This is a genomic window from Sphingomonas sp. SRS2, from assembly GCF_000971055.1.
GTDB lineage: Bacteria > Pseudomonadota > Alphaproteobacteria > Sphingomonadales > Sphingomonadaceae > Rhizorhabdus.
Genome location: NZ_LARW01000097.1, coordinates 57,498 through 77,561, shown reverse-complemented (window position 1 = coordinate 77,561; position 20,064 = coordinate 57,498). Strand labels below are relative to the sequence as shown.

Here is a 20,064-nt window from a genome sequence, read left to right as displayed (position 1 = left end):
TTTCGGGATTGAGAGCCTGTATTTGCGCGGGGGCCGATCTTTCGCTCGGGTGCGAAATCGCCTAAGCGCGGGCCATGTCTTCACAGGTGAACAAGCAAGGCCGCCGCGCGATCGTGCTGCTGTCGGGTGGCCTCGATTCGATGGTGTCGGGTGGCATCGCGCGCGAGCAGGGGTTCCAGCTCGCGGCGCTGACGATCGACTATAACCAGCGGCATCGCGTCGAACTGGAAGCGGCTAAGCGCGTCGCGGCGGCGCTGGGGGTCGACCGGCACGTCACCCTGCCGCTCAATCTGCGCGCTTTCGGCGGATCGGCGCTGACCGACGATATCGACGTGCCCAAGGATGGAGTAGAGCCCGGCATCCCCGTCACCTATGTCCCCGCGCGTAACACCATCTTCCTGTCGCTGGCGTTGGGCTTCGCGGAGGCGACCGGTGCTCGCGACATCTTCCTCGGGGTCAATGCGCTCGATTATTCGGGCTATCCCGATTGCCGGCCCGAGTTCATCTCGGCCTTCCAGAACCTCGCCGACATCGCAACGCGCATGGGCGTGGAGGGGCAGGGTTTCACCATCCATGCGCCGCTCCAGCACATGACCAAGGCGGACATCTCGCGCGAAGCCGACCGGCTCGGCCTCGATGCGGGGATGAGCTGGTCCTGCTACGATCCGACCCCTGATGGGAAGCATTGCGGGCTGTGCGACAGCTGTCGGCTCCGATCGAAGGGTTTCGCCGAGGCGGGGCTTACCGATCCGACGGTCTACGCCTGATGGGCAGCTATGCCGTCAAGGAGATGTTCCTGACCCTGCAGGGCGAAGGCATGCAGGTGGGGCGCCGCGCGGTATTCCTGCGCTTTGCCGGCTGCAATTTGTGGAACGGGCGCGAGGAGGACCGCGAGGCTGCGATCTGCCGTTTCTGCGACACCGATTTCGTCGGTATCGACGGCGACAATGGCGGCCGCTATCCCGATGCGGACGCGCTGGCCGACAAGGCGCTGTCGCTATGGGGCGGCATGCTCAAGCCCTTCATCGTCATGACCGGCGGCGAGCCGCTGCTCCAGATTGACGATGCGCTGATCGCCGCGCTGAAGGCGCGCGGGTTCGAAAGCGCGGTCGAGACCAACGGAACCCAGCCAGCACCCGAAGGCATCGACTGGATTTGCGTCAGCCCCAAGGCCGGTAGCGAGGTCGTGCTGCGCAAGGGCAACGAGCTGAAGCTGGTCTGGCCGCAGCCGGGTCTGAACCCGCAGGAACTCGAACAGTGGGACTTCGACTATTTCCTGCTGCAGCCGATGGACGGGCCGACGCTGGCGAGTGCGCGCGACGCCGCAATCGGCTATATTTTGGAGCACCCGCGCTGGCGACTTTCGACGCAGACCCATAAGGTCGTGGGGATCAGATAGGTCTTGGCCGCCCCTCCCGGCGAACCGGGACGGCGGCCAATAGACGGATCAGCCGGCAGTCCCACCGCCCGACGCGGCCATGCCCCAGCGGCCGACCGCGCATTGCGATTTCAGCCGTTCCTTCTTGTCCCAGCATTGCTTGTTCATCGGCGGCACCTGCTCGGCGGGGATGTAGATGTGCCGCCGCGCATGGATCATGTCGCCGACCGGGATCAGGCTGTTGCGGAACTCGCGCATGCGATTGAGGGCCAGTTCGGTCAGCTTGCCCTTGTTGAGCCTGCGGGCATCGCGGCCGATGGCGCTCGCGGTCTCGCAGAAGCCGAGCTGGGCGTGCATCGTCGAAAAACCGTTATAGGTCTTGGTGGTGTACTGGTCGAAAGCCTTCTGCCAGGTCTTGCCGCCGGTACGTTTGAAATAGGCCTCCAGCAGCTTGTACGCGCTGTTGAGTTCGACCGCGTTCTTCGCCAGCAGATCGTTATAGTTGGGAACGGTCAGCAGGATCGGCGAAAACTGGCATTGCAGCGCAGCCACATTGAGGCCCGCGCGCATGTTCCACAACATATGCGCCTTCAGCTCCGCCGGCGTGGCCTTGGGCATCGCCAGTCCCAGCCCGGGCTCGTCGCCCACGACTGGTCCGCCGCTGAAACTGGGCTGGAACCAGAAAAGATATGCGGAAGCCGGGCCGGCCTGGGCCATCGCCACCAAGCCTGCCGCCGCTATAGCCAGCCATCGAAACGCCATTCTTACTCTCCTGAAGCCGTATTACCCCCGCCCCCGGAAGTTCGTCGCCTTACATGGCGTTGCTGGCATTCCCCGCTTCGGCGCCATTGTCGGCTGCCGCAGTGCCCGCCTGATCGAGCGTGGCGCTTTCCACCACGGTCATATCGTTCATCGAGCCGTCGCTGGCGTTCATTTCGACGACATTGGTATCGGCCTCGCCGCCCGACTTGCCGCAAGCCGAGAGACCGGTAGCCGCTACGATGAGGCTGCTGGCGATGAGGATGCTGGTCGATCGAAACATTGTTCACTCCCTGAAATCTTGCGCTTTGGGAGGACGATATAGTGAACGACTCGGGCACTCAAGCGGATGTGCGACATTCAGGCGGCGCAGCGCAGTCGATCGAGCATAGCTGGAAAATGGCGGGCCAGCGCATGGTCCACCGCCTCCATCTCCGCCGGCGCGCCCAGCTGCGCCATGCTCGTCACGGCGAAGTCGCCCAGGCCGCAGGGTACGATGCCGGAGAAGTGCGACAAATCGGGATCGACGTTGAGCGAAAAGCCGTGGAAGCTGACCCAGCGCCGCACGCGCACGCCGATCGCACCGATCTTGGCCTCGGTGGGGCCCTGGCCGGTCCAGATGCCGACCCGGCCCGGCTCGCTGCGCCCGGCGATGCCGAAATCGGCGAGCGTCGCGATCAACCACTTCTCGATTCCGGCCACGAAGCAGCGCACGTCGCGGCCGCGCTTGTCGAGATCGAGCAGGACATAGCCCACCCGCTGGCCGGGGCCGTGATAGGTATAGCGCCCGCCACGGCCGGCGCGGAACACCGGGAAGCGATCAGGCGCCAGCAATTCGTCCCCGGCGGCGCTGGTCCCCGCGGTGTAGAGCGGCGGATGCTCCAGCAACCAGATCAACTCGCGTGCCTCGCCAACGCGGATCGCCGCCGCGCGCGCCTCCATGGCAGCCAGCGTTTCGGCGTAGGGGGACAGGCCGGGCGACACCCGCCACTCGACATCGCTCCCATCGACCATCATGTCAACGATCGTCATCGCTTCGCATATTGACGATTTTCTCCGCCGATCAAGTGCGATGCGATTGCGCTCGACCATGCCGACAGGATAGGCGGGGCGAATATGGTTGGAGCAATGCGCGCATGACGGCTTTTTCGCTGGGCACCGTCTGGGAAGAGACGATCGCCTTCCTGCGCCGGGAAAGCGGTCTGCTCACGCCTGTGGCGCTCGCCATCTTCGGTCCGGCGCAACTCCTGCTGCGTTTTGCCATGGTCGGGGCCGCCAATCCGGCCGCCATGGCGGGCAAGGCTGTCAGCGCGCAGATATTCCTCGCCTTTCCGGCCCTTTTGCTGGCGCTGTTCGGCTATCTCGTGGTTTCGCTCCTCGTTCTCGTTCCCGGGATCAGCGTTGGCGAGGCGCTATCGCGGTCGATCAGGGCCTTTTTCCGGGCGGTCGCGGCCGGCGGACTGGTCATGGTCGCATGGATCTGCATCGCGATAGCGATCGTAACCGCCGCCACGCTAGGCGTCATGCTCTTCCAGTCGAGCCCGCAGAGCCCGGGCGTCGCCAATCTGCTGTCGATGCTGATCATTATACCGATGCTTGTAATTGTCGTCCGGCTGCTGCTGTTCGCGCCGGTGCTGGCGGTGGAGGAGGCCGGCCCGCTCGATGCGCTGCGCCGTATCTGGGGCCTGAGCCGCGACAATGTCCTCCGCTTCATCGGGGTCTGGCTGCTGTTCCTGTTCCTCGGCTTCGTGGTCACGATGGTCGACATGCTGGTATTCGGGTCGATCTTCCGACTGGTCGCGCTGGCGGTCGGCGATGCGGAACTGCTGTTCGTAGTCCAGTCGCTGGTAAGCGCCGGTCTTCAGTCGGTTCTCTCGCTTGGCATGACGGTCTATATCGCGCTCATTTACCGCCGGATCGCTACCGTCTAGTCCAGCACCGGAATATGTGGCGCTGCGCCGCGCGGCACGATTCCCGCCAACCGCGGATCAGCAAAGGTCTCTATGGCCCGCTCGAACGGTACGAAGCCGTGGCGGCGGTAGAAGCTCAATGCGCCGGGATGATCGAGCGTGCAGGTATGGACCCACATCCGTTCGACATTCTTGCGCCATCCGATCGATAGCGCCTGCGCCATCAGCCAGCCGCCATTGCCCTTGCCGGTGAGTTCGGTGACGAAGCCGAAAAAGCCGATTTCGGCTTCGCCGGCCTTGCGGAAATCCAGTTCGAGCATGCCGATCTCGATGCCGCGCATATCCTCCACCGCATAGATTTCGACTGCCGGATCATGGATGATCGCGAGGAGATCGGCCTCGGGCATGACCAGCCGGGAAAACCACATCCAAGGTTCGCCGACCCGGCGGAACAGTGCGCGATATTTATCCGGCGATGGTTCCTTCCAGCGCGTCAGCCGGAAGCGGGCGGCGGGAATCATCCGGGGTTTGGGGCGTTCGCGCATCTCCAGCGACGTCACGATCGTCGCGATCATATGCGGGGGAACGTGCGTCAGCGGCACGCGAGCCTCACTCCCACACCGCCACCGGCGGCAGGCTCATCAGAATCGCATCGATATTACCGCCGGTCTTGAGTCCGAACAGGGTGCCCCGGTCATAGACGAGGTTGAACTCGGCATAGCGGCCGCGGAAGGTGAGCATCCGTTGCCGGTCCTCATCGCTCGCTTCGGTCGCCATGCGCGCGCGAACGATCCGGGGGAAGATGTCGAGAAAGGCCTCGCCCACATCGCGGGTGAAAGCGAAATTGGCGTCGAAGCCGGCATCGTCCTCGACGTCGAGATGGTCATAGAAAATGCCGCCGACGCCGCGATGGACCTGGCGATGGGGAATCCAGAAATAATCGTCGGCCCATTTCTTGAATCGCTCATAATAGTCCGCACCGTGCACGTCGCACGCCGCCTTCAGCCGCGCATGGAAGGCGTCGGTGTCTTCCGCATAGGGGATCGGCGGGGTGGGGGCGGCCCCTCCGCCGAACCAGCGCTTGGTAGTGTTCAGGAAGCGCATGTTCATGTGGACGGCGGGGGCATGCGGATTGGCCATATGAGCGACCAGACTGATGCCGGTGGCAAAGAAGCTCGGATTCTCCTCGCCCGCACCATGGATGGTCTTTGCGAACTCTGGCGCGAAGGCGCCGCCGACGGTCGACACGTTGACGCCGACCTTCTCGAAGACGCGCCCCTTCATCAGCCCCTGGACGCCGCCGCCACCTTTCCCCTCAGGATCATTGTCGCGATTCCAGGGCGTGTAGGCGAAGCTGGCGTCGCTGCCGGCCTCGCGCTCGATCGCCTCGAACGCGGCGCAGATCCGGTCGCGCAGTGATTCGAACCAGCTTCGCGCGGCGGCCTGCTGGGAATCGAGGGTCATCGTCATTCGGGCCATCCTTCGGTCTGCCGCAACGCTTCGGCGAGCGCGATGCCAGCCGACACCGCGACATTCAAGGACCGGAAGCCGGGTCGCATCGGAATCCGCACCCGCAAATCGGCCCGATCATGGACATGTGGCGGCACGCCCGCACCCTCTGATCCCAGCAGCACTATGTCGCCGGGCTCGAAGCGCGCCTCGGCCAGCGTCACATCGGCGCGCGTCGACAGCAGCACCAGCCGGCCATGCCGCGCCGCATCGAAGCTTTCCCAGTCGGCGTGGCGGATTACCTCCGCATCGGCGACATAATCCATGCCCGATCGCTTCAGCGCCCGATCCGAAAAGGCGAATCCGCAGGGTTCTATGATGTCGACGGCGACGCCGAGGCACGCCGCAAGGCGCAGGATCGTGCCGACATTTCCGGCGATATCGGGCTGGTGAAGGGCTATCCGCATGGCTCTGCTGATATGCGAACGCATCGCAATGCCGCAATATTCGTGAAATGGGATTGGCAAAGCCGATGAACCGGCGCTATCAGCGCGCAGCCGCCGGGGATTTTGCGGGCGGTCGCGCATGCGCAGGGGGCAATGGCGGTAAGCTCGCCCCTCGTTGCAGGCGCCAGCATCGTGGCAGCGCAAGGGTTCCGGAATGGCGACGCTCGAACATACAGATACGGCCGGTGAAGTGGCCGAAGGCGGCGTCCGTCGTCGTGACTTCATCAATATCGCGGCAGTGAGCTTTGCGGGCGTTGGCGCCGCGACGGTCCTGCTCCCCCTGATCAACCAGATGAACCCTTCGGCCGACGTGCTTGCGCTGGCGTCGATCGAGGTCGATCTCTCGGCGATCAAGGAAGGTCAGGCGATCAAGACGATCTTCCGCAAGCAGCCGCTCTTCATCCGTCACCTGACGGGTGCGGAGATCAGCGCGGCGGACAAGACCGACGTTGCTTCGCTCCGCGATCCGCAGACGCTCGAAGAGCGCACGGTCGGCGGCAAGAAGCAGTGGCTGATCACCATGGGCGTTTGCACCCATCTCGGCTGCGTGCCGCTGGGTGCGGGCTCGGGTGAGATCAAGGGTGAGTTCGGCGGCTATTTCTGCCCCTGCCACGGGTCGCACTACGACACCGCGGCGCGCATTCGCAAAGGCCCGGCGCCGAAAAATCTCGAAGTGCCGAAATATGCCTTCAAATCCGACACCATCGTCGCAGTGGGCTGAGGTAGACCAACATGAGCTTCCCCTGGGCAAAACATTACGAGCCTAAGAACCCGCTGATGCAGTGGGTCGACCAGCGGCTCCCGCTGCCGCGGCTTGTCTACAATGCGGTCGGCGCCGGCTATCCGGTCCCCCGCAACCTGAACTATTTCTGGAACTTCGGCGTGCTTTCGGGCGCGGCGCTGGGCATTCAGATCATCACCGGCATCATCCTGGCGATGCACTACGCCGCCAATGGCGCGGTGGCCTTCGACTCGGTCGAGCATATCATGCGCGACGTGAACTCGGGCTGGATGATCCGCTACGCGCATGCGACGGGCGCGAGCTTCTTCTTCATCGTGGTCTATCTCCACATCTTCCGCGGGCTTTATTACGGATCGTACAAGGCCCCGCGCGAGATGGTCTGGCTGCTGGGCCTCGTCATCTACCTGCTGATGATGGCAACGGGCTTCATGGGCTATGTGCTTCCCTGGGGGCAGATGAGCTTCTGGGGCGCCAAGGTGATCACCGGCCTGTTCGGTGCGCTCCCCGTAGTCGGCGAGCCGATCCAGACCTGGTTGCTCGGCGGTTTCGCGCCGGACAACGCCGCGCTGAACCGCTTCTTCTCGCTGCATTATCTGCTGCCGTTCGTGATCGCGGGTGTCATCATCCTGCACATCTGGGCGCTGCACATCCCGGGTTCGAGCAACCCGACGGGCATCGAGGTGAAGGGTCCGCAGGACACCGTTCCCTTCCACCCCTATTACACCGCCAAGGATGGTTTCGGACTGGGCGTGTTCCTGATCCTCTACTGCCTGGTGCTGTTCTACGCGCCGAACGCGCTCGGCCACCCGGATAACTATATCCCGGCCAACCCGCTCTCGACGCCCGCGCACATCGTGCCGGAATGGTATTACTGGCCGTTCTACGCGATCCTGCGCGCCTTCACCTTCGACATCTTCGGCATTCCGGCCAAGCTGCTCGGCGTGGTGGCGATGTTCGCCGCGATCCTGATGCTCTTCTTCCTGCCGTGGCTGGACAAGTCGCCGGTGCGTTCGGGCAATTACCGCCCGGCGTTCAAGAAGTTCTTCTGGCTGCTCGTTATCGACGTGCTCATATTGGGATGGTGCGGCGGTGCGCCGGCCGAAGAGCCCTATGTGATGATCTCACAGCTGGCCGCGGCCTATTACTTCGCGCATTTCCTGATCATCCTGCCGATCGTTTCGCGCATGGAGCGCCCGCTCCCGCTGCCTAATTCGATCACCGAGGCGGTGCTTGAGGGCAAGAGCGGCGCTACGCTCTCCACGAGCACGCAGGGCTAAGGGGAAAGATAAGACCATGGTTCGTCCAATCGCATTCCTCGTCGGCCTCGGCTTCGCCGGGATCCTGCTCTACTCGCTGGTCATGGGCGCTATCGCCTATGTCGCAGAGCCGCCGCAGCCGACCGCCGAGCATGAATTCCATCTGCACCCGAAGGAGGTTTCCTTCAGCACCGATGGGCCGTTCGGCAAGTTCGACCTGCAGCAGCTGCAGCGCGGCTTCCAAGTGTACAAGGAAGTCTGCGCCGCCTGTCACTCGCTCCACCACGTCGCGTTCCGCGATCTGAAGGATCTCGGCTTCACCGATCCCGAAGTGAAGGCGATCGCCAAGACCTGGGCGACCGAGGTTCCCTCGATCAACCCGGAGACCGGCGAGCCCGCGACCCGCAAGGCGACGCCGGCCGACAAGTTCCCGGCGCCCTATGCGAACGAGGTTGCCGGCCGCGCCGCCAACAACAACGCGTTCCCGCCCGACCTGTCGCTGATGACCAAGGCGCGTCACGATGGTGGTGCCTATGTCTACTCGCTGCTGACCGGTTATCAGGCCAACCAGCCCGCCGAACTTCTCAAGAAGTTCCCGGACTCGAAGACCGGCGCCGGCCTCCACTACAACCCCTATTTCGCGAACCTCAACATCGCGATGCCGCCGCCGATCGTGGCGGAGGGGCAGGTCAGCTATGCCGACGGTACCAAGCCAACCGTGGACCAGATGTCGAAGGACGTTGCCGCCTTCCTGATCTGGACCGCCGAGCCCAAGCTGCAGAAGCGGCACGAGATCGGCCTCGCTGTCATCATCTTCCTGCTGATGGCGACCACGCTGGCCTATCTGTCCTACCGCAACATCTGGGCGGGCATTAAGCACTGAGCTTTGTCGGTTTGATGAGAAAAGGGGCCGTCCGGGATGACCGGGCGGCCTTTTTCTTGTTAGTGTCGCCCCTCCACGGAGGCCGGGGCCGGCAGATGGTTGAGGCGATGCTTGCGCCAGAACCGATAGTGGCCCCGGCCTCCGCCGGGACGACGGGAGGGGAGATGCCATGACCAACCGCCTCGGCCTGATCGGCGGCAGCGGCCTCTACCGGATGCCGGCGCTCGCTGATGGAGAGTGGATCGACGTCGATACCGCCTGGGGCAAGCCGTCCGATGCGCTGCTGATCGGCAGCATCGCGGGCCGCGATGTCGCCTTCCTGCCGCGCCATGGACGGGGGCACAGGATCGCGCCCGGCGAGGTCAACTACCGCGCCAATGTCGCCGCGCTCAAGGCGGCGGGCTGCACCGAGATACTGGCTGTGTCCGCAGTCGGAGGCTTCGACGCCGATGTGCCGTCGGGCGCCTTCGTGCTGGTCGACCAATATATCGACCGCACCGTGCGAGGTGGGCGCAGCTTCTTCGGCGACGGCATCGTCGCGCATGTGGGATTGGGCGACCCACCTGCGCCCGGCTTGGCAATGTCGTGGCGAATGCGCTGGTGGCGGATGGCGGCCAGCATCGGATCGGCGGCACGATGCTGGTGATCGAGGGGCCGCAATTCTCGACTCGCGCCGAATCGCTGCTGCACAAGAGCTGGGGATGCGACGTGGTCGGCATGACCGGGCTGCCAGAGGCGCGGCTCGCCCGCGAAGCGGAGCTTTGCTACGCCAGCGTCGCGATGGTGACCGACCACGACGCTTGGTCGGACAAGGATGTCGATGTCGGCATGGTCATCGCGACGATGGACGCCAACGTCGCCCGCGCGCAGGCGCTTGTCGCGGCGGTCGCCAAACGTACCGGCGGCGGTACGGCCTGTCCGCAGGGGTGCGACCATGCCCTTGACGGCGCGGTGATTACCGCGCGTGCCGCGTGGCCTGCCGGCAAGAAGCGGCAGCTGGCGACCATCGCGCCACGATTATTCGCCGCAGGGACATAAGCGACCGTCCGTTCGTTCTGTATGGATGGAAGTTCTTTGCGAAGAACGGACTGGAAGCTCCCCTGGGAAGGCGGTTGCCGGTGCGGGAAGGTCCGCATTCGCGTGACTGCGCCGCCGCTGCTCGCCTCTGCCTGTCACTGCACCGGATGCCAGACAATGTCGGCGAGCGCCTTTTCGATGAGTGTCGCCATCCCCGTCGGCGATCTTGCGGTGATCGAGGGCGAACCGGTGATCGGCGGGCTGCACGGTGACCAACACCACCATTTTTGTGGCTGGTGCATGAGCTGGATGTTCACGCGGGCCGAGGGGATGGGTGATTTCGTCAATCTCAGGCCCGCGATGCTCGATCGGCATGACTGGTTCATTCCATTTGCGGAATTCTGGACGTTGGAAAAGCTGCCCTGGTCGACGACCGGCGCCGTACACAGTTTCGAGACGCTGCCACCGCCGGAGGATTTTCCCGCGCTGATCGAGCAATATGCCGCGCGCGGGGTATGCCGTCCGGGCTAGCTGGGCCGTCGGCGCTGGATGTTAGTTACCTTCATGGTCAGCACCACCTCATCATCCTGATTGAGGACGGCGAGGCGGAAATTGACGAAACCGATCGCGGGTTTGGATTTCGGCGTGCTCTTCGACAGGACTTCAGCCTCAACGCTAAGCACGTCGCCGGGATAGACGGGCCTGGTCCAGCGCAGTTCGTCGACGCCGGTGCCGCCTTCCGAAAAATGGCCGTCTTCGGTCCAGTGGTCGGTCAGCATCCGCATGACCATGCCGCATGTGTGCCAGCCGCTGGCCGCGAGCCGGCCAAAGATGGGATTGGCGGCGGCGGCGGCATCGTCGAGATGGAAGCGCTGCGGATCATATTTCGAGGCGAAGTCGATCACCTCGTCGCGCTTCACTTCATAGGCGCCGAATCGTTCGACGCGACCTTCCTCATAATCCTCGAAATAGCGCATCGCGGACCTCAGACGTTGAACCGGAACAGCATGATGTCGCCGTCCTGGACGAGATATTCCTTGCCTTCCGAACGATATTTCCCGGCATCGCGCGCGGCGGCTTCGCCGCCCAGCGTGACATAGTCCTGATAGGCCATCGTCTCCGCCCGGATGAAGCCACGCTCGAAATCGGTGTGGATCGCGCCGGCGGCATTGGGGGCTTTCGCGCCCTTCTCGACCGTCCAGGCGCGGGCCTCCTTGGGGCCGACCGTAAAGAAGGTGATCAGATCAAGCAGTTCGTAGCCGGCGCGGATGACGCGCGCGAGGCCGGTCTCGCTGAGGCCGAGATCGGAGAGGAACTCGGCGCGATCGGCGGGGTCGAGGGTGACGATCTCGGCCTCGATCGCCGCCGAGACGATCACGGCCTTGGCGCCTTCGGCCTTCGCCTTTTCGAATACCTTAGCGGACAGGGCGTTGCCCTCGGCCGCCGCGCCTTCGTCGACATTGCAGACATAGAGCACCGGCTTGGCGGTGAGCAGCTGCGCCTGCTGAAAGACGCGCGCCTCATCGTCGTCCTTCGGCTGGGTCAGCCGCGCGGGCTTTCCTTCACGCAGCAGCTCGAGCGCCTGGCCGAGCACAGAGGCGGCGACCTTGGCTTCCTTGTCGCCCTGCGTCGCCTTCTTGGCGAAGGCGGGAACGCGCTTCTCCAGGCTTTCGAGATCGGACAGCATCAGCTCGGTCTCGACCGTCTCGGCGTCGGCGATCGGATCGATCTTGTTCTCGACATGGGTGACATCGCCGTCCTCGAAACAACGCAGCACGTGGACGATCGCATCGACCTCGCGGATGTTGCCGAGGAACTGATTGCCCAGCCCTTCGCCCTTCGATGCGCCGCGGACCAGCCCGGCGATGTCGACGAAGGCGAGCTGGGTCTCGATGATCTTGGCCGAACCGCCGATCTTGGCGATCTCATAAAGACGCGGATCGGGAACCGCGACCTGCCCGATATTGGGCTCGATCGTGCAGAAGGGATAGTTGGCGGCCTGCGCCGCCGCGGTCTCGGTCAGCGCGTTGAAGAGGGTGGACTTGCCGACATTCGGCAGCCCGACGATACCACAGCGAAAACCCATATTGTCTCAAGCCTTTTCCGGATGCGCGCCCGATAGCCGCTGCCGACGATAAAGGCCAGCATAGCCTTGCGATGCGGCGCGCCCGAATCCGGCGCAATCAGCTCGACAGCAGACGGGGCGGGCGGAGGATCGGCGTTATCTGAGCGCCCCTGTCACGATTGGCGAGCCGGACTTCGCCGCGATGGCATCCGGCGATCGCGCGGACGATGGTCAAGCCGAGGCCGTCGCCGCCCAATTAATCGCCGGCCAGTCGCAGCGCGATCTCGCTCATGAAGCGGGCGTCGTTGCCGTCCGCCAGCCAGTTGGCGTCACGTCCGATCGCGCCCAGCATGTCGGCGAGCGGATCGAGTTCCGCCTTCACATAATTGCCGAGGACATGGCCGGTGACGCGGTCCTTGTGTCCGGGGTGGCCTATGCCGATGCGGACCCGCCGATACTCATTGCCGATATGCGCCTCGGTCGAGCGCAGGCCATTGTGGCCGGCGGTGCCGCCGCCGGTCTTCACCTTGACCTTGAACGGGGCGAGATCGAGTTCGTCGTGGAAGACGGTGACGTCGCCGGTTTCAGCCTTGAAGAAGCGCATCGCCTCGCCGACCGAACGGCCGCTTTCGTTCATGAAGGTCGCTGGCTTGACCAGCAGGATGCGCTGGGAGCCGATGCGGCCTTGCGCGGCCCAACCCTGAAACTGCTTTTTCCACGGCTCGAAATCATGCAACTCGGCAATCGTATCGACCGCCATGAAGCCCACATTGTGCCGGTGCATCGCATATTGCGCGCCGGGATTGCCGAGACCCACCCAGATTTGCATCGGCGACCTCTATCCGTTCGTTACCCCAAAAAGAAGGGCCCCGGCGGATATCCGACGGGGCCCCGATCTTTCGAAAGGCTAAGGGCATCAGCCCTCGGCGCCCTCTTCGCCTTCACCGGCGCCCTCAGCGGTGTCATCACCGCCCTCGGAGCTCTTCAGCGCCGACGGGGCGACGATCGTCGCGAGGGTGATGTCGCTCTGGTCGACAGCAGTCGCACCCTTGGGCAGGGTGATGTTCGACAGGTGGATGTTGTCGCCAACGTCGAGACCCTTGAGCGAGATCGAAATCTCGTCGGGGATTTCGGCGGCGTCGACGACCAGGCCGAGATCATGGACGACGATGTTCAGAACACCGCCGCGCTTGATACCCGGCGAAAGCTCTTCGTCCTTGAAGTGGACGGGAACATTGACAGTCACCTTGGTGTGCTCGCCGATGCGCAGAAAGTCTGCGTGCAGCGGGCGATCGGTGACGGGATGGAACTGAACGTCCTTCGGCAGGGTGCGGATCTTCTTGCCGCCAACGTCGAGCATGACGACGCTGTTGAAGAAGTGCCCGGTGTGGAGCATCTTCATGATCACCTTCTCTTCGAGGTGGATCGCAATCGGTTCCTGCTTGTCGCCGTAAATCACGGCGGGGACGCGGCCTTCGCGACGCATGGCTCGGGAGGCTCCCTTGCCTGCCCGATCGCGCGTCTCAGCCGACAGGTCGAGCACTTCGCTCATAACATGTCTCCAGTTCGCATTTGAGTTTTCAAGACCCGTCTGCCTCCAGGGATGACCAGACGGGATGGGGGCGCATAGCGGCGGAGCACCCGAAACGCAAGGAAGCTCTTTGCAGTCGGGTGCTACGCGTGCAAGGGGGGCGGGTGCTAGACGAACATATCCTTTTCATCGATGGCGAGGCCATTGTGATCGACAAACCTTCGGGACTGCCGGTCGATCCGCCGCGCGATGGCAGCATCAGCCTTGAAAACCATCTCCAGTCGCTGAGCTTCGGCTTCAAGCGGTGGCCGAACGCGGTGCACCGGCTCGACCGCGACACCTCGGGCTGCCTCCTGCTCGCGCGCCATCCCAAGGCGCACAAGCGTTTTGGCCAGGCATTCGAGGAAGGGAAGGTTGAAAAGACCTATCTTGCCATCCTGGACGGCGTGCCGACCGAGCAGGAAGGGCTGGTCGACCTTCCCCTTGCGAAGACGTCGACACGGGAAAGCGGCTGGCGGATGGTTGGCGACCCCAAGGGCAAGCCCGCGACGACGGCCTGGCGGCAGATCGCGGTGGTGGATGGCCGCGCCCTCGTCGAGTTCAGGCCGGCGACCGGCCGTACGCACCAGATTCGCGTCCACGCCGCGAGCGGGATCGGCGTGCCGATCCTTGGTGACCCGATCTATGGCCGAAAGGGCGGTAGCGGCGGCGGGGTGACATTGTTGCACGCGCTGACACTTGTCATACCGCGCGAGGGAAAGCCGGCTATCGAGGCGCGCGCGCCGCTGCCGGAGCGGTTCACTGCGCTGGGCTTCGTCGAGCCGGAAAAGACTGTCTAGTCGACAACCCTGCCGCGTAGACTTTTGACTGTCGAACGCTTCGACTTTCCTTCCATCCGTCTGGCCTTGGCCGCTCTTGATGGCCTGGTAGGCTTGCGCTTCTTGGGGACGAAAGTCGCTTCCCGGATCAGGTCAAACAGGCGCTCGCGAATCTCCTGACGGTTGAGCAATTGCGAGCGCGCCCCCTCGCTCCGTAAGACAAGCACGCCTTCGCGGGTCAGCCGGCTGCCGGCGATCGCTTCGAGCCGCATCTTCACCGCCTCGGGGAGATTGGGCGAATTGCGGACATCGAACCGCAGCAGCACGGCGGAATCGGTGGTGTTGACGCCCTGACCTCCGGGGCCGCTGGCGCGGGTGAAACTTTCCTCGATCTCATCGCTGTCGATCGCGATCGAGCGGGTAACGGGAAGAAGCGGCATCGGCCCAGCCTACCGGGCCGATGGTCGATTGGCTAGGCGCTCACACTCCGCCGAGATGGTAGATGCCGAACGCCGTAACCGCGCCCATGAAGGCGCCGCCGATCGCTATCGCGCCCGCCAGTGCGGCCGGACGGACGATCCGTTCGGCAAGTGCCGCCTGCCAGACGGCGAGCGACAGCGGGAAATAGATCAGCGTTGCGGTAGCGAGCCCGGGCGATCCCTGATCATAGACCAGCACGCAGACGAAGTGGTAAACGAAGTTCCAGAACAGATTGCCCGCCGCCCAGGCGAGCATCCAGAAGATCGCCCCGATCGAGCGCGTCTTCGCGGCCCAGCCGGTCAGCAGCGCCATGATGATGACGAAGGCGATGTTGCTACCGAGAAAGGTCGGCAACTCCATCGCATGCCCGGTGATCGCGGTGGCCCAGGCAGGATATCCGCAGAGCAATTCCTCCACGATATGTAGCGCGAAAGCGATCGGCAGCGCCCAGATCAGGCGATAGAAGGATATCGTCACGGCAAGCTCCCCCCGGATATTTGCGGCGACGATACGCCAAGTGGGTTGAAGCGCAAGCAAGGCGGGGCCAGATCAGCGGCATGTACATATTCGATATCGATAAGCACGGCGACAAAGCGGTGCTCTATGCCGACCTGTCGGCAGCGCTGGCGGCGCTGACCGCCGACGAGCCCGATGCGATCGCCAACATGGCCAATGCGGCGGCCCTGGTCTGGGAATATCTGCCCGATCTTAACTGGGCGGGTTTCTACCGCGCAGTCGGCGACGAACTGATCCTGGGGCCGTTCCAGGGCAAGACCGCCTGTATCCGCATTCCGTTCGGCAAAGGCGTGTGCGGCATGGCGGCGGCGACCCGTGAGCCGCAATGCATCGCGGACGTGCATGAATTTCCGGGGCATATCGCCTGCGACGCCTATTCGGCCTCGGAACTGGTGATGCCGATCATCCATGAGGGCAGGCTGATCGGCGTGCTCGATCTCGACAGCCCGATCAGGGGACGGTTCGACGATGCCGACGTGACCGGCTGTGCGGAGTTGATGGCGGTGCTTGGGCCGAGAATCGCTGCTTAGCGTTGGCTGTCATTCAGCTTAATCGGTCGAGCGCCTCGTCATCGAGCGAGCCCGGTACGATCATCAAGGGGCAGGGCAGGCTGCCGGCTTCGCTGCCCGCGAAATGGGCGATGAGCTTGCTGGCAGGGCCGCTCTCGGGCGCACCCAGCACCAGCGCGGCGACATGCTGCTGCTCGGCGAGTACCTCACGGACGGCGGCGACGGGATCGCCTTGCTTGACCGTGATCGAAGGCATGATGCCGGTTTCCTCGATCAATGCGCTGGCGGCCTGGGCGACCATAGCTTCGGCGCGCAGCCGCGCCTCTTCCTCCATCGCGGCCTGAACCGCGCCCCACTGCACGAACTCCTGTTGCGCGACGAGAGCGAGAATTTCCACCGCGCCACCCGTCTTTTGTGCGCGGCGCGCGGCGAAGTGTAGCGCGACCCGCGCGGCGTCGTTGTCGTCGATGACAACCAGATAGGTACGCATATCGCCTCCGTCCCCCAATAGTAACCAGACTGGTGCGCTGCCCATGCTTTTTTGCGCCTGTCCTGCCTATAGCAGTCTTGACCTTGTCATGGCGAGCGGGGATGAGGGAGGCGCATCGACCCCAATCCCGTCCAGGGGACAAGAATATGCCGATAGAGTTGAAGATGCCCGCCCTCTCCCCGACCATGGAGGAGGGAACCCTCGCCAAGTGGCTGGTGAAGGAAGGTGACGTGGTCAAGTCGGGCGACCTGCTCGCCGAAATCGAAACCGACAAGGCGACGATGGAATTCGAAGCCGTCGACGAGGGCACGATATCTCAGCTGGTCGTCGCGGAGGGCACTGAGGGCGTCAAGGTCGGTGCGGTCATCGCGCTGATCCAGGGCGAGGACGAAGCGCCAGCTCCGGCCAAGGCCGCGGCCAAGGCAGAGGCGGCCCCGAAGGCGGAAGTCAAAGCCGTTGAGAAGCCCGGGGCCGAAGCGCCTGCGGCTTCGGCGGCCAAGGCCGCCGAGCCCGCGTCGAAGTCGCCCGCTCAGGACGATCGCGTCAAGGCGAGCCCGCTAGCCAAGCGGCTGGCGAGCGCCCAAGGCATCGATCTGGCGAACGTCAGCGGCTCGGGCCCAGGCGGACGGGTCGTCAAAGCCGATCTCGACGCCTCCGCGGGGACCGCAAAGCCCGCCGCTGCCGCGTCCGCGCCTGCAAGCCAGACCGCTCCGAAGCCGACGGCCGCATCCGCACCGGTCGCCGGTGTTGGCGACGACATTCCGCAGGAAGTCGTGAAGCTGTCGAACATGCGCAAGGTGATCGCGCGGCGGCTGACCGAGTCGATGCAGCAGAGCCCGCATATTTATCTGACCGTCGACATCCAGCTCGATGCGTTGCTCAAGCTGCGTGGTCAGCTCAACGCCTCGCTCGAGACGCGCGGTGTGAAGCTGTCGGTCAACGACCTGCTGATCAAGGCGCTCGCGGTCGCGCTGATGGAAGTGCCCGACTGCAACGTCTCCTTCGCCGGTGACACGCTGGTGCAGTATAAGCGCGCCGACATATCGGTCGCGGTGGCGATTCCGGGCGGGTTGATCACCCCGATCATCAAGGGCGCCGACAGCAAGAGCGTCGCGGCGATCGCCACCGAGGCCAAGGACCTCGCCCAGCGCGCCAAGGAGGGCAAGCTCCAGCCTGGGGAATATCAGGGCGGCACCGCCTCGATTTCGAACATGGGCATGTTTGGCATCAAGCAGTTCACTGCGGTGATCAATCCGCCCCAGGCGATGATCATGGCGGTCGGATCGGGCGAGAAGCGGCCTTATATCGTCAATGACGCGCTTGCGACGGCGACGATCATGACTGCGACGGGCAGCTTCGACCATCGCGCGATCGATGGCGCGGTCGGCGCCCAGCTGATGCAGGCGTTCAAGCGGCTCGTCGAAAATCCGCTGGGCATGCTTGCCTGATGGCCGATAACGCGGAGGCGTCGCCGCCCGCCGGCGAGCCGGCGATCCGCGTCGTCGCGATGCCCGCCGATACCAATGCCAATGGCGACATCTTCGGCGGGTGGCTGGTCAGCATGATGGATCTCGCGGCGGGTACGGTGGCGTCGCAGCGAAGCCGCGGGCGCGTCGCGACGATCGCGATGGACGGCATGACCTTCCATCGCCCGGTCAAGGTGGGCGATGTCGTATCGGTCTATGCAACATTGCTGGCGGTCGGGCGTACATCGATGCAGATCGAGGTTACCGCCTGGCGGCAATCGCGCAACGGCCTTGAAAATGAACGGGTGACGCATGCGACGCTCACCTTCGTGGCAATTGACGATGACGGGCGCCCACGCACCGTTACCCAATAAAGATATCTGAGGAGCAGACAGTGGCGGAAACCTACGATCTCATCGTGCTTGGCTCGGGCCCCGGCGGCTATGTCGCCGCAATCCGCGCATCGCAGCTCGGCCTCAAGGTCGGGATCGTCGAACGGGAATTGCTGGGGGGTATCTGCCTCAACTGGGGCTGTATTCCGACCAAGGCGCTGCTGCGCTCGTCGGAGATCTACCATCATATGCTCCACGCCGCCGATTTCGGGCTTAGCGCGGAGAAACCCGCCTTCGATCTCGGCAAGGTGGTGCAGCGGTCGCGCAACGTGGCCAAGCAGCTCAATCAGGGCGTCACCGGCCTGATGAAGAAGCACAAGATCGCCGTGCACGTCGGCGATGGCGTGCTGACCGGCAAGGGCAAGCTGACCGTCACCAAGGACGGCCAGAAGACCGAGCTGAGCGCCAAGAACGTCATCGTCGCGACCGGCGCGCGCGCGCGCGATCTGCCTTTCGCCAAGGCCGACGGCAAGAAGATCTGGACCTATCGCCATGCGCTCGTTCCGCCGGAGATGCCGACGAAGCTTCTGGTGATCGGATCGGGCGCGATCGGCGTCGAGTTTGCGAGCTTCTATGGCGATATGGGCGCCAAGGTGACGATCGTCGAGATGCTCGACCGTATCCTTCCCGTCGAGGATCAGGAGGTCAGCACCTTCATGACCAAGGCGCTGACCAAGCAGGGCATGACGATCCGAACGTCGACCGGCGTTCAGAAGATCGAGACGACGCCCAAGGGGATCAAGGCCGAGATCAAGGACAAGGACGGCAAGGTCACGACCGAGGAATATAGCCACGTCATCGTCGCGGTCGGCATCGTGCCCAACACCGAGAATATCGGCCTGGAAGGGCTGGGCGTGAAGACCGAGCGCGGCCACATCCTGATCGACGGCAATTGCCGGACCAATGTTGAGGGCATCTATGCGATCGGCGACGTTGCCGGCGCGCCCTGGCTGGCACACAAGGCGATGCACGAGGCGGTAATCGCCGCCGAGACGATCGCGGGCCAGCATCCACATGCGATGGATGTCCGCAACATTCCGGGCTGCACCTATTGCCGCCCGCAGGTTGCATCGGTCGGGCTGACCGAGGCGAAGGCGCTGGAGGCCGGCTACAAGGTCAAGGTGGGCAAATTCCCCTTCATCGGCAATGGCAAGGCGATCGCCATGGGTGAGGTCGAGGGTTTCGTGAAGACGGTGTTCGACGAGGCCACCGGCGAATTGCTCGGTGCGCATATGGTCGGCGCCGAAGTCACCGAGATGATCCAGGGCTATACGATCGGCAAGACGCTTGAGACGACCGAGGCCGAGTTGATCGGCACGGTATTCCCGCATCCGACGATCAGTGAAGCGATGCACGAAAGCGTGCTCGCGGCGTTCGGGCGCACGCTGCATATGTGAGTTCGAAAGACGCCTCAGAGAATTGAGGCCCTTTGCTCTCTATTTGTTCTTAACGTTCACCCTGTATTCGCCAGAGCTGTGCGGTAGGGGATATACCGTCCCCCTTTCCTTCGGGAAGAAATGCCAGTCATAAATGCGTTATGTCGTTCGTCGACGTTGGTCGGCGGTTCGCCGACGACACCGTGCGTATCCGCGGTCGCACGCTTAACCTTCGCGCCGGTAAAGGCGTCATCAAGGGAGGCGGCTTTGGGTTTGGGAAAGTTACTCATATTGGGCGCGACGGCCTTGTCGGCCTTATATGCCCAGGACGTACTTGCCTGTGAGATGCGCCCGAAGGCAAAGCCCGTTGCCGATGTCGCGCGCAAATCCGGGATACGGATCGCGGAAGCCGATCGCCGAGCGCAGCGCCCGGCGCCGTCCTATATGCCGATTTTCAGCCGTCGCCTGATCCTGCAATAGCGGTGGGGTCAGCGCGCGGCGAATAGCTCGCGCATCGCGAT

Annotated in this window: 27 protein-coding genes; 14 read left to right on the top strand and 13 right to left on the bottom strand. The window is 63.9% G+C overall.

All coding sequences use genetic code 11. The features are described 5' to 3' along the window. Positions 1 to 74 precede the first annotated feature (74 nt). Both queC and queE read left to right on the top strand, forming a co-directional pair. Positions 75 to 767, top strand: coding sequence for a 7-cyano-7-deazaguanine synthase QueC (gene queC, locus WP12_RS14345; protein ID WP_046194351.1), 693 nt, complete (start codon positions 75 to 77; stop codon positions 765 to 767). Next, the gene (gene queE / locus WP12_RS14340; RefSeq protein ID WP_046194350.1) at positions 767 to 1,399 is read left to right on the top strand and encodes a 7-carboxy-7-deazaguanine synthase; all 633 of its coding nucleotides are present in this window, start codon (positions 767 to 769) and stop codon (positions 1,397 to 1,399) included. Before queC ends, queE begins: the two co-directional genes overlap by 1 nt. Before the next feature lie 48 nt (positions 1,400 to 1,447). Here the strand turns inward: queE and WP12_RS14335 are convergent, their stop codons facing one another. From WP12_RS14335 to lipB, 3 genes are all read right to left on the bottom strand, one after another. Beyond that, positions 1,448 to 2,140 carry a hypothetical protein gene (locus tag WP12_RS14335; RefSeq protein ID WP_046194349.1) on the bottom strand — a complete coding sequence of 231 codons (693 nt, stop codon included), beginning with the start codon at positions 2,138 to 2,140 and terminating at the stop codon, positions 1,448 to 1,450. A gap of 49 nt (positions 2,141 to 2,189) precedes the next feature. Continuing rightward, positions 2,190 to 2,420 (bottom strand): hypothetical protein, encoded by a 231-nt coding sequence (locus WP12_RS14330; RefSeq protein ID WP_046194348.1) that lies wholly within the window; start codon positions 2,418 to 2,420, stop codon positions 2,190 to 2,192. A gap of 77 nt (positions 2,421 to 2,497) precedes the next feature. Then, complete coding sequence (lipB, locus tag WP12_RS14325) at positions 2,498 to 3,169, bottom strand: lipoyl(octanoyl) transferase LipB (RefSeq protein ID WP_443027874.1); 672 nt, start codon at positions 3,167 to 3,169, stop codon at positions 2,498 to 2,500. A 104-nt stretch (positions 3,170 to 3,273) separates the two neighbouring features. Between lipB and WP12_RS14320 the strand changes: the two genes are divergently transcribed. Continuing rightward, positions 3,274 to 4,068, top strand: coding sequence for a hypothetical protein (locus WP12_RS14320; RefSeq protein ID WP_046194347.1), 795 nt, complete (start codon positions 3,274 to 3,276; stop codon positions 4,066 to 4,068). Here WP12_RS14320 and WP12_RS14315 read toward each other — a convergent pair. The 3 genes from WP12_RS14315 to WP12_RS14305 are packed head-to-tail and all read right to left on the bottom strand — an operon-like array spanning position 4,065 to position 5,963. Continuing rightward, entirely contained in the window at positions 4,065 to 4,649 is a 585-nt protein-coding gene (locus tag WP12_RS14315) for a GNAT family N-acetyltransferase (protein ID WP_046194346.1), read from the bottom strand. The two genes, WP12_RS14320 and WP12_RS14315, sit on opposite strands and share 4 nt — an antisense overlap. Positions 4,650 to 4,656: 7 nt before the next feature. Next, positions 4,657 to 5,517, bottom strand: a complete 861-nt coding sequence (hemF, locus tag WP12_RS14310; protein WP_046194390.1) for an oxygen-dependent coproporphyrinogen oxidase — start codon at positions 5,515 to 5,517, stop codon at positions 4,657 to 4,659. Further along, positions 5,514 to 5,963 carry a tRNA (cytidine(34)-2'-O)-methyltransferase gene (locus tag WP12_RS14305; protein WP_046194389.1) on the bottom strand — a complete coding sequence of 150 codons (450 nt, stop codon included), beginning with the start codon at positions 5,961 to 5,963 and terminating at the stop codon, positions 5,514 to 5,516. Before WP12_RS14305 ends, hemF begins: the two co-directional genes overlap by 4 nt. 193 nt (positions 5,964 to 6,156) lie before the next feature. Here WP12_RS14305 and petA point away from each other — a divergent pair, with 193 nt between their 5' ends. The 6 genes from petA (at position 6,157) to WP12_RS14280 (ending at position 10,431) form a co-directional block, all read left to right on the top strand. Further along, on the top strand, positions 6,157 to 6,723 hold the full coding sequence (gene petA / locus WP12_RS14300; RefSeq protein ID WP_046194345.1) for a ubiquinol-cytochrome c reductase iron-sulfur subunit: 567 nt from the start codon (positions 6,157 to 6,159) through the stop codon (positions 6,721 to 6,723). 11 nt (positions 6,724 to 6,734) lie between these two features. Beyond that, positions 6,735 to 8,021 (top strand): cytochrome b, encoded by a 1,287-nt coding sequence (locus WP12_RS14295; RefSeq protein ID WP_046194344.1) that lies wholly within the window; start codon positions 6,735 to 6,737, stop codon positions 8,019 to 8,021. Between the two features lie 16 nt (positions 8,022 to 8,037). Beyond that, positions 8,038 to 8,883, top strand: coding sequence for a cytochrome c1 (locus WP12_RS14290; RefSeq protein ID WP_046194343.1), 846 nt, complete (start codon positions 8,038 to 8,040; stop codon positions 8,881 to 8,883). A gap of 169 nt (positions 8,884 to 9,052) precedes the next feature. After that, complete coding sequence (locus tag WP12_RS25885) at positions 9,053 to 9,529, top strand: MTAP family purine nucleoside phosphorylase (RefSeq protein ID WP_235399145.1); 477 nt, start codon at positions 9,053 to 9,055, stop codon at positions 9,527 to 9,529. Next, positions 9,469 to 9,921: a phosphorylase family protein gene (locus tag WP12_RS25880; protein ID WP_235399144.1), complete on the top strand. Its 453-nt coding sequence runs from the start codon at positions 9,469 to 9,471 to the stop codon at positions 9,919 to 9,921. Before WP12_RS25885 ends, WP12_RS25880 begins: the two co-directional genes overlap by 61 nt. Before the next feature lie 21 nt (positions 9,922 to 9,942). Beyond that, positions 9,943 to 10,431, top strand: coding sequence for a GFA family protein (locus WP12_RS14280; protein ID WP_046194342.1), 489 nt, complete (start codon positions 9,943 to 9,945; stop codon positions 10,429 to 10,431). Here the strand turns inward: WP12_RS14280 and WP12_RS14275 are convergent. The 4 genes from WP12_RS14275 to WP12_RS14260 form a co-directional block, all read right to left on the bottom strand. Beyond that, the gene (locus WP12_RS14275) at positions 10,428 to 10,877 is read right to left on the bottom strand and encodes a MaoC family dehydratase (protein WP_046194341.1); all 450 of its coding nucleotides are present in this window, start codon (positions 10,875 to 10,877) and stop codon (positions 10,428 to 10,430) included. The genes WP12_RS14280 and WP12_RS14275 overlap by 4 nt on opposite strands. An 8-nt stretch (positions 10,878 to 10,885) precedes the next feature. Next, positions 10,886 to 11,986, bottom strand: a complete 1,101-nt coding sequence (gene ychF / locus WP12_RS14270) for a redox-regulated ATPase YchF (protein ID WP_046194340.1) — start codon at positions 11,984 to 11,986, stop codon at positions 10,886 to 10,888. A gap of 235 nt (positions 11,987 to 12,221) precedes the next feature. Then, positions 12,222 to 12,794, bottom strand: coding sequence for an aminoacyl-tRNA hydrolase (pth, locus tag WP12_RS14265; protein WP_046194339.1), 573 nt, complete (start codon positions 12,792 to 12,794; stop codon positions 12,222 to 12,224). A gap of 87 nt (positions 12,795 to 12,881) precedes the next feature. Continuing rightward, positions 12,882 to 13,517, bottom strand: coding sequence for a 50S ribosomal protein L25/general stress protein Ctc (locus WP12_RS14260; RefSeq protein ID WP_046194338.1), 636 nt, complete (start codon positions 13,515 to 13,517; stop codon positions 12,882 to 12,884). 143 nt (positions 13,518 to 13,660) lie between these two features. Here WP12_RS14260 and WP12_RS14255 point away from each other — a divergent pair, with 143 nt between their 5' ends. Then, positions 13,661 to 14,335 (top strand): RluA family pseudouridine synthase, encoded by a 675-nt coding sequence (locus tag WP12_RS14255; protein WP_046194337.1) that lies wholly within the window; start codon positions 13,661 to 13,663, stop codon positions 14,333 to 14,335. Here WP12_RS14255 and arfB read toward each other — a convergent pair. Beyond that, positions 14,332 to 14,754 carry an alternative ribosome rescue aminoacyl-tRNA hydrolase ArfB gene (gene arfB / locus WP12_RS14250; protein ID WP_046194336.1) on the bottom strand — a complete coding sequence of 141 codons (423 nt, stop codon included), beginning with the start codon at positions 14,752 to 14,754 and terminating at the stop codon, positions 14,332 to 14,334. The genes WP12_RS14255 and arfB overlap by 4 nt on opposite strands. Positions 14,755 to 14,794: 40 nt before the next feature. Further along, positions 14,795 to 15,271 carry an HXXEE domain-containing protein gene (locus WP12_RS14245; RefSeq protein WP_046194388.1) on the bottom strand — a complete coding sequence of 159 codons (477 nt, stop codon included), beginning with the start codon at positions 15,269 to 15,271 and terminating at the stop codon, positions 14,795 to 14,797. 80 nt (positions 15,272 to 15,351) lie between these two features. Here WP12_RS14245 and WP12_RS14240 point away from each other — a divergent pair, with 80 nt between their 5' ends. Beyond that, complete coding sequence (locus WP12_RS14240) at positions 15,352 to 15,840, top strand: GAF domain-containing protein (RefSeq protein WP_046194335.1); 489 nt, start codon at positions 15,352 to 15,354, stop codon at positions 15,838 to 15,840. A 13-nt stretch (positions 15,841 to 15,853) separates the two neighbouring features. Here the strand turns inward: WP12_RS14240 and WP12_RS14235 are convergent, their stop codons facing one another. Beyond that, positions 15,854 to 16,309, bottom strand: a complete 456-nt coding sequence (locus WP12_RS14235; protein WP_046194334.1) for a universal stress protein — start codon at positions 16,307 to 16,309, stop codon at positions 15,854 to 15,856. Between the two features lie 146 nt (positions 16,310 to 16,455). On the opposite strand from WP12_RS14235, the gene WP12_RS14230 reads away from it, so the two are divergent. Genes WP12_RS14230 through lpdA form a run of 3 tightly spaced genes read left to right on the top strand, consistent with a single transcriptional unit; the run spans position 16,456 to position 19,564 of the window. Then, positions 16,456 to 17,757: a pyruvate dehydrogenase complex dihydrolipoamide acetyltransferase gene (locus tag WP12_RS14230; protein ID WP_046194333.1), complete on the top strand. Its 1,302-nt coding sequence runs from the start codon at positions 16,456 to 16,458 to the stop codon at positions 17,755 to 17,757. Continuing rightward, positions 17,757 to 18,149: an acyl-CoA thioesterase gene (locus WP12_RS14225; RefSeq protein WP_046194332.1), complete on the top strand. Its 393-nt coding sequence runs from the start codon at positions 17,757 to 17,759 to the stop codon at positions 18,147 to 18,149. The genes WP12_RS14230 and WP12_RS14225 overlap by 1 nt, the downstream gene beginning before the upstream one ends. A 20-nt stretch (positions 18,150 to 18,169) precedes the next feature. Continuing rightward, the gene (gene lpdA / locus WP12_RS14220; protein WP_046194331.1) at positions 18,170 to 19,564 is read left to right on the top strand and encodes a dihydrolipoyl dehydrogenase; all 1,395 of its coding nucleotides are present in this window, start codon (positions 18,170 to 18,172) and stop codon (positions 19,562 to 19,564) included. Positions 19,565 to 20,064: the final 500 nt, after the last annotated feature.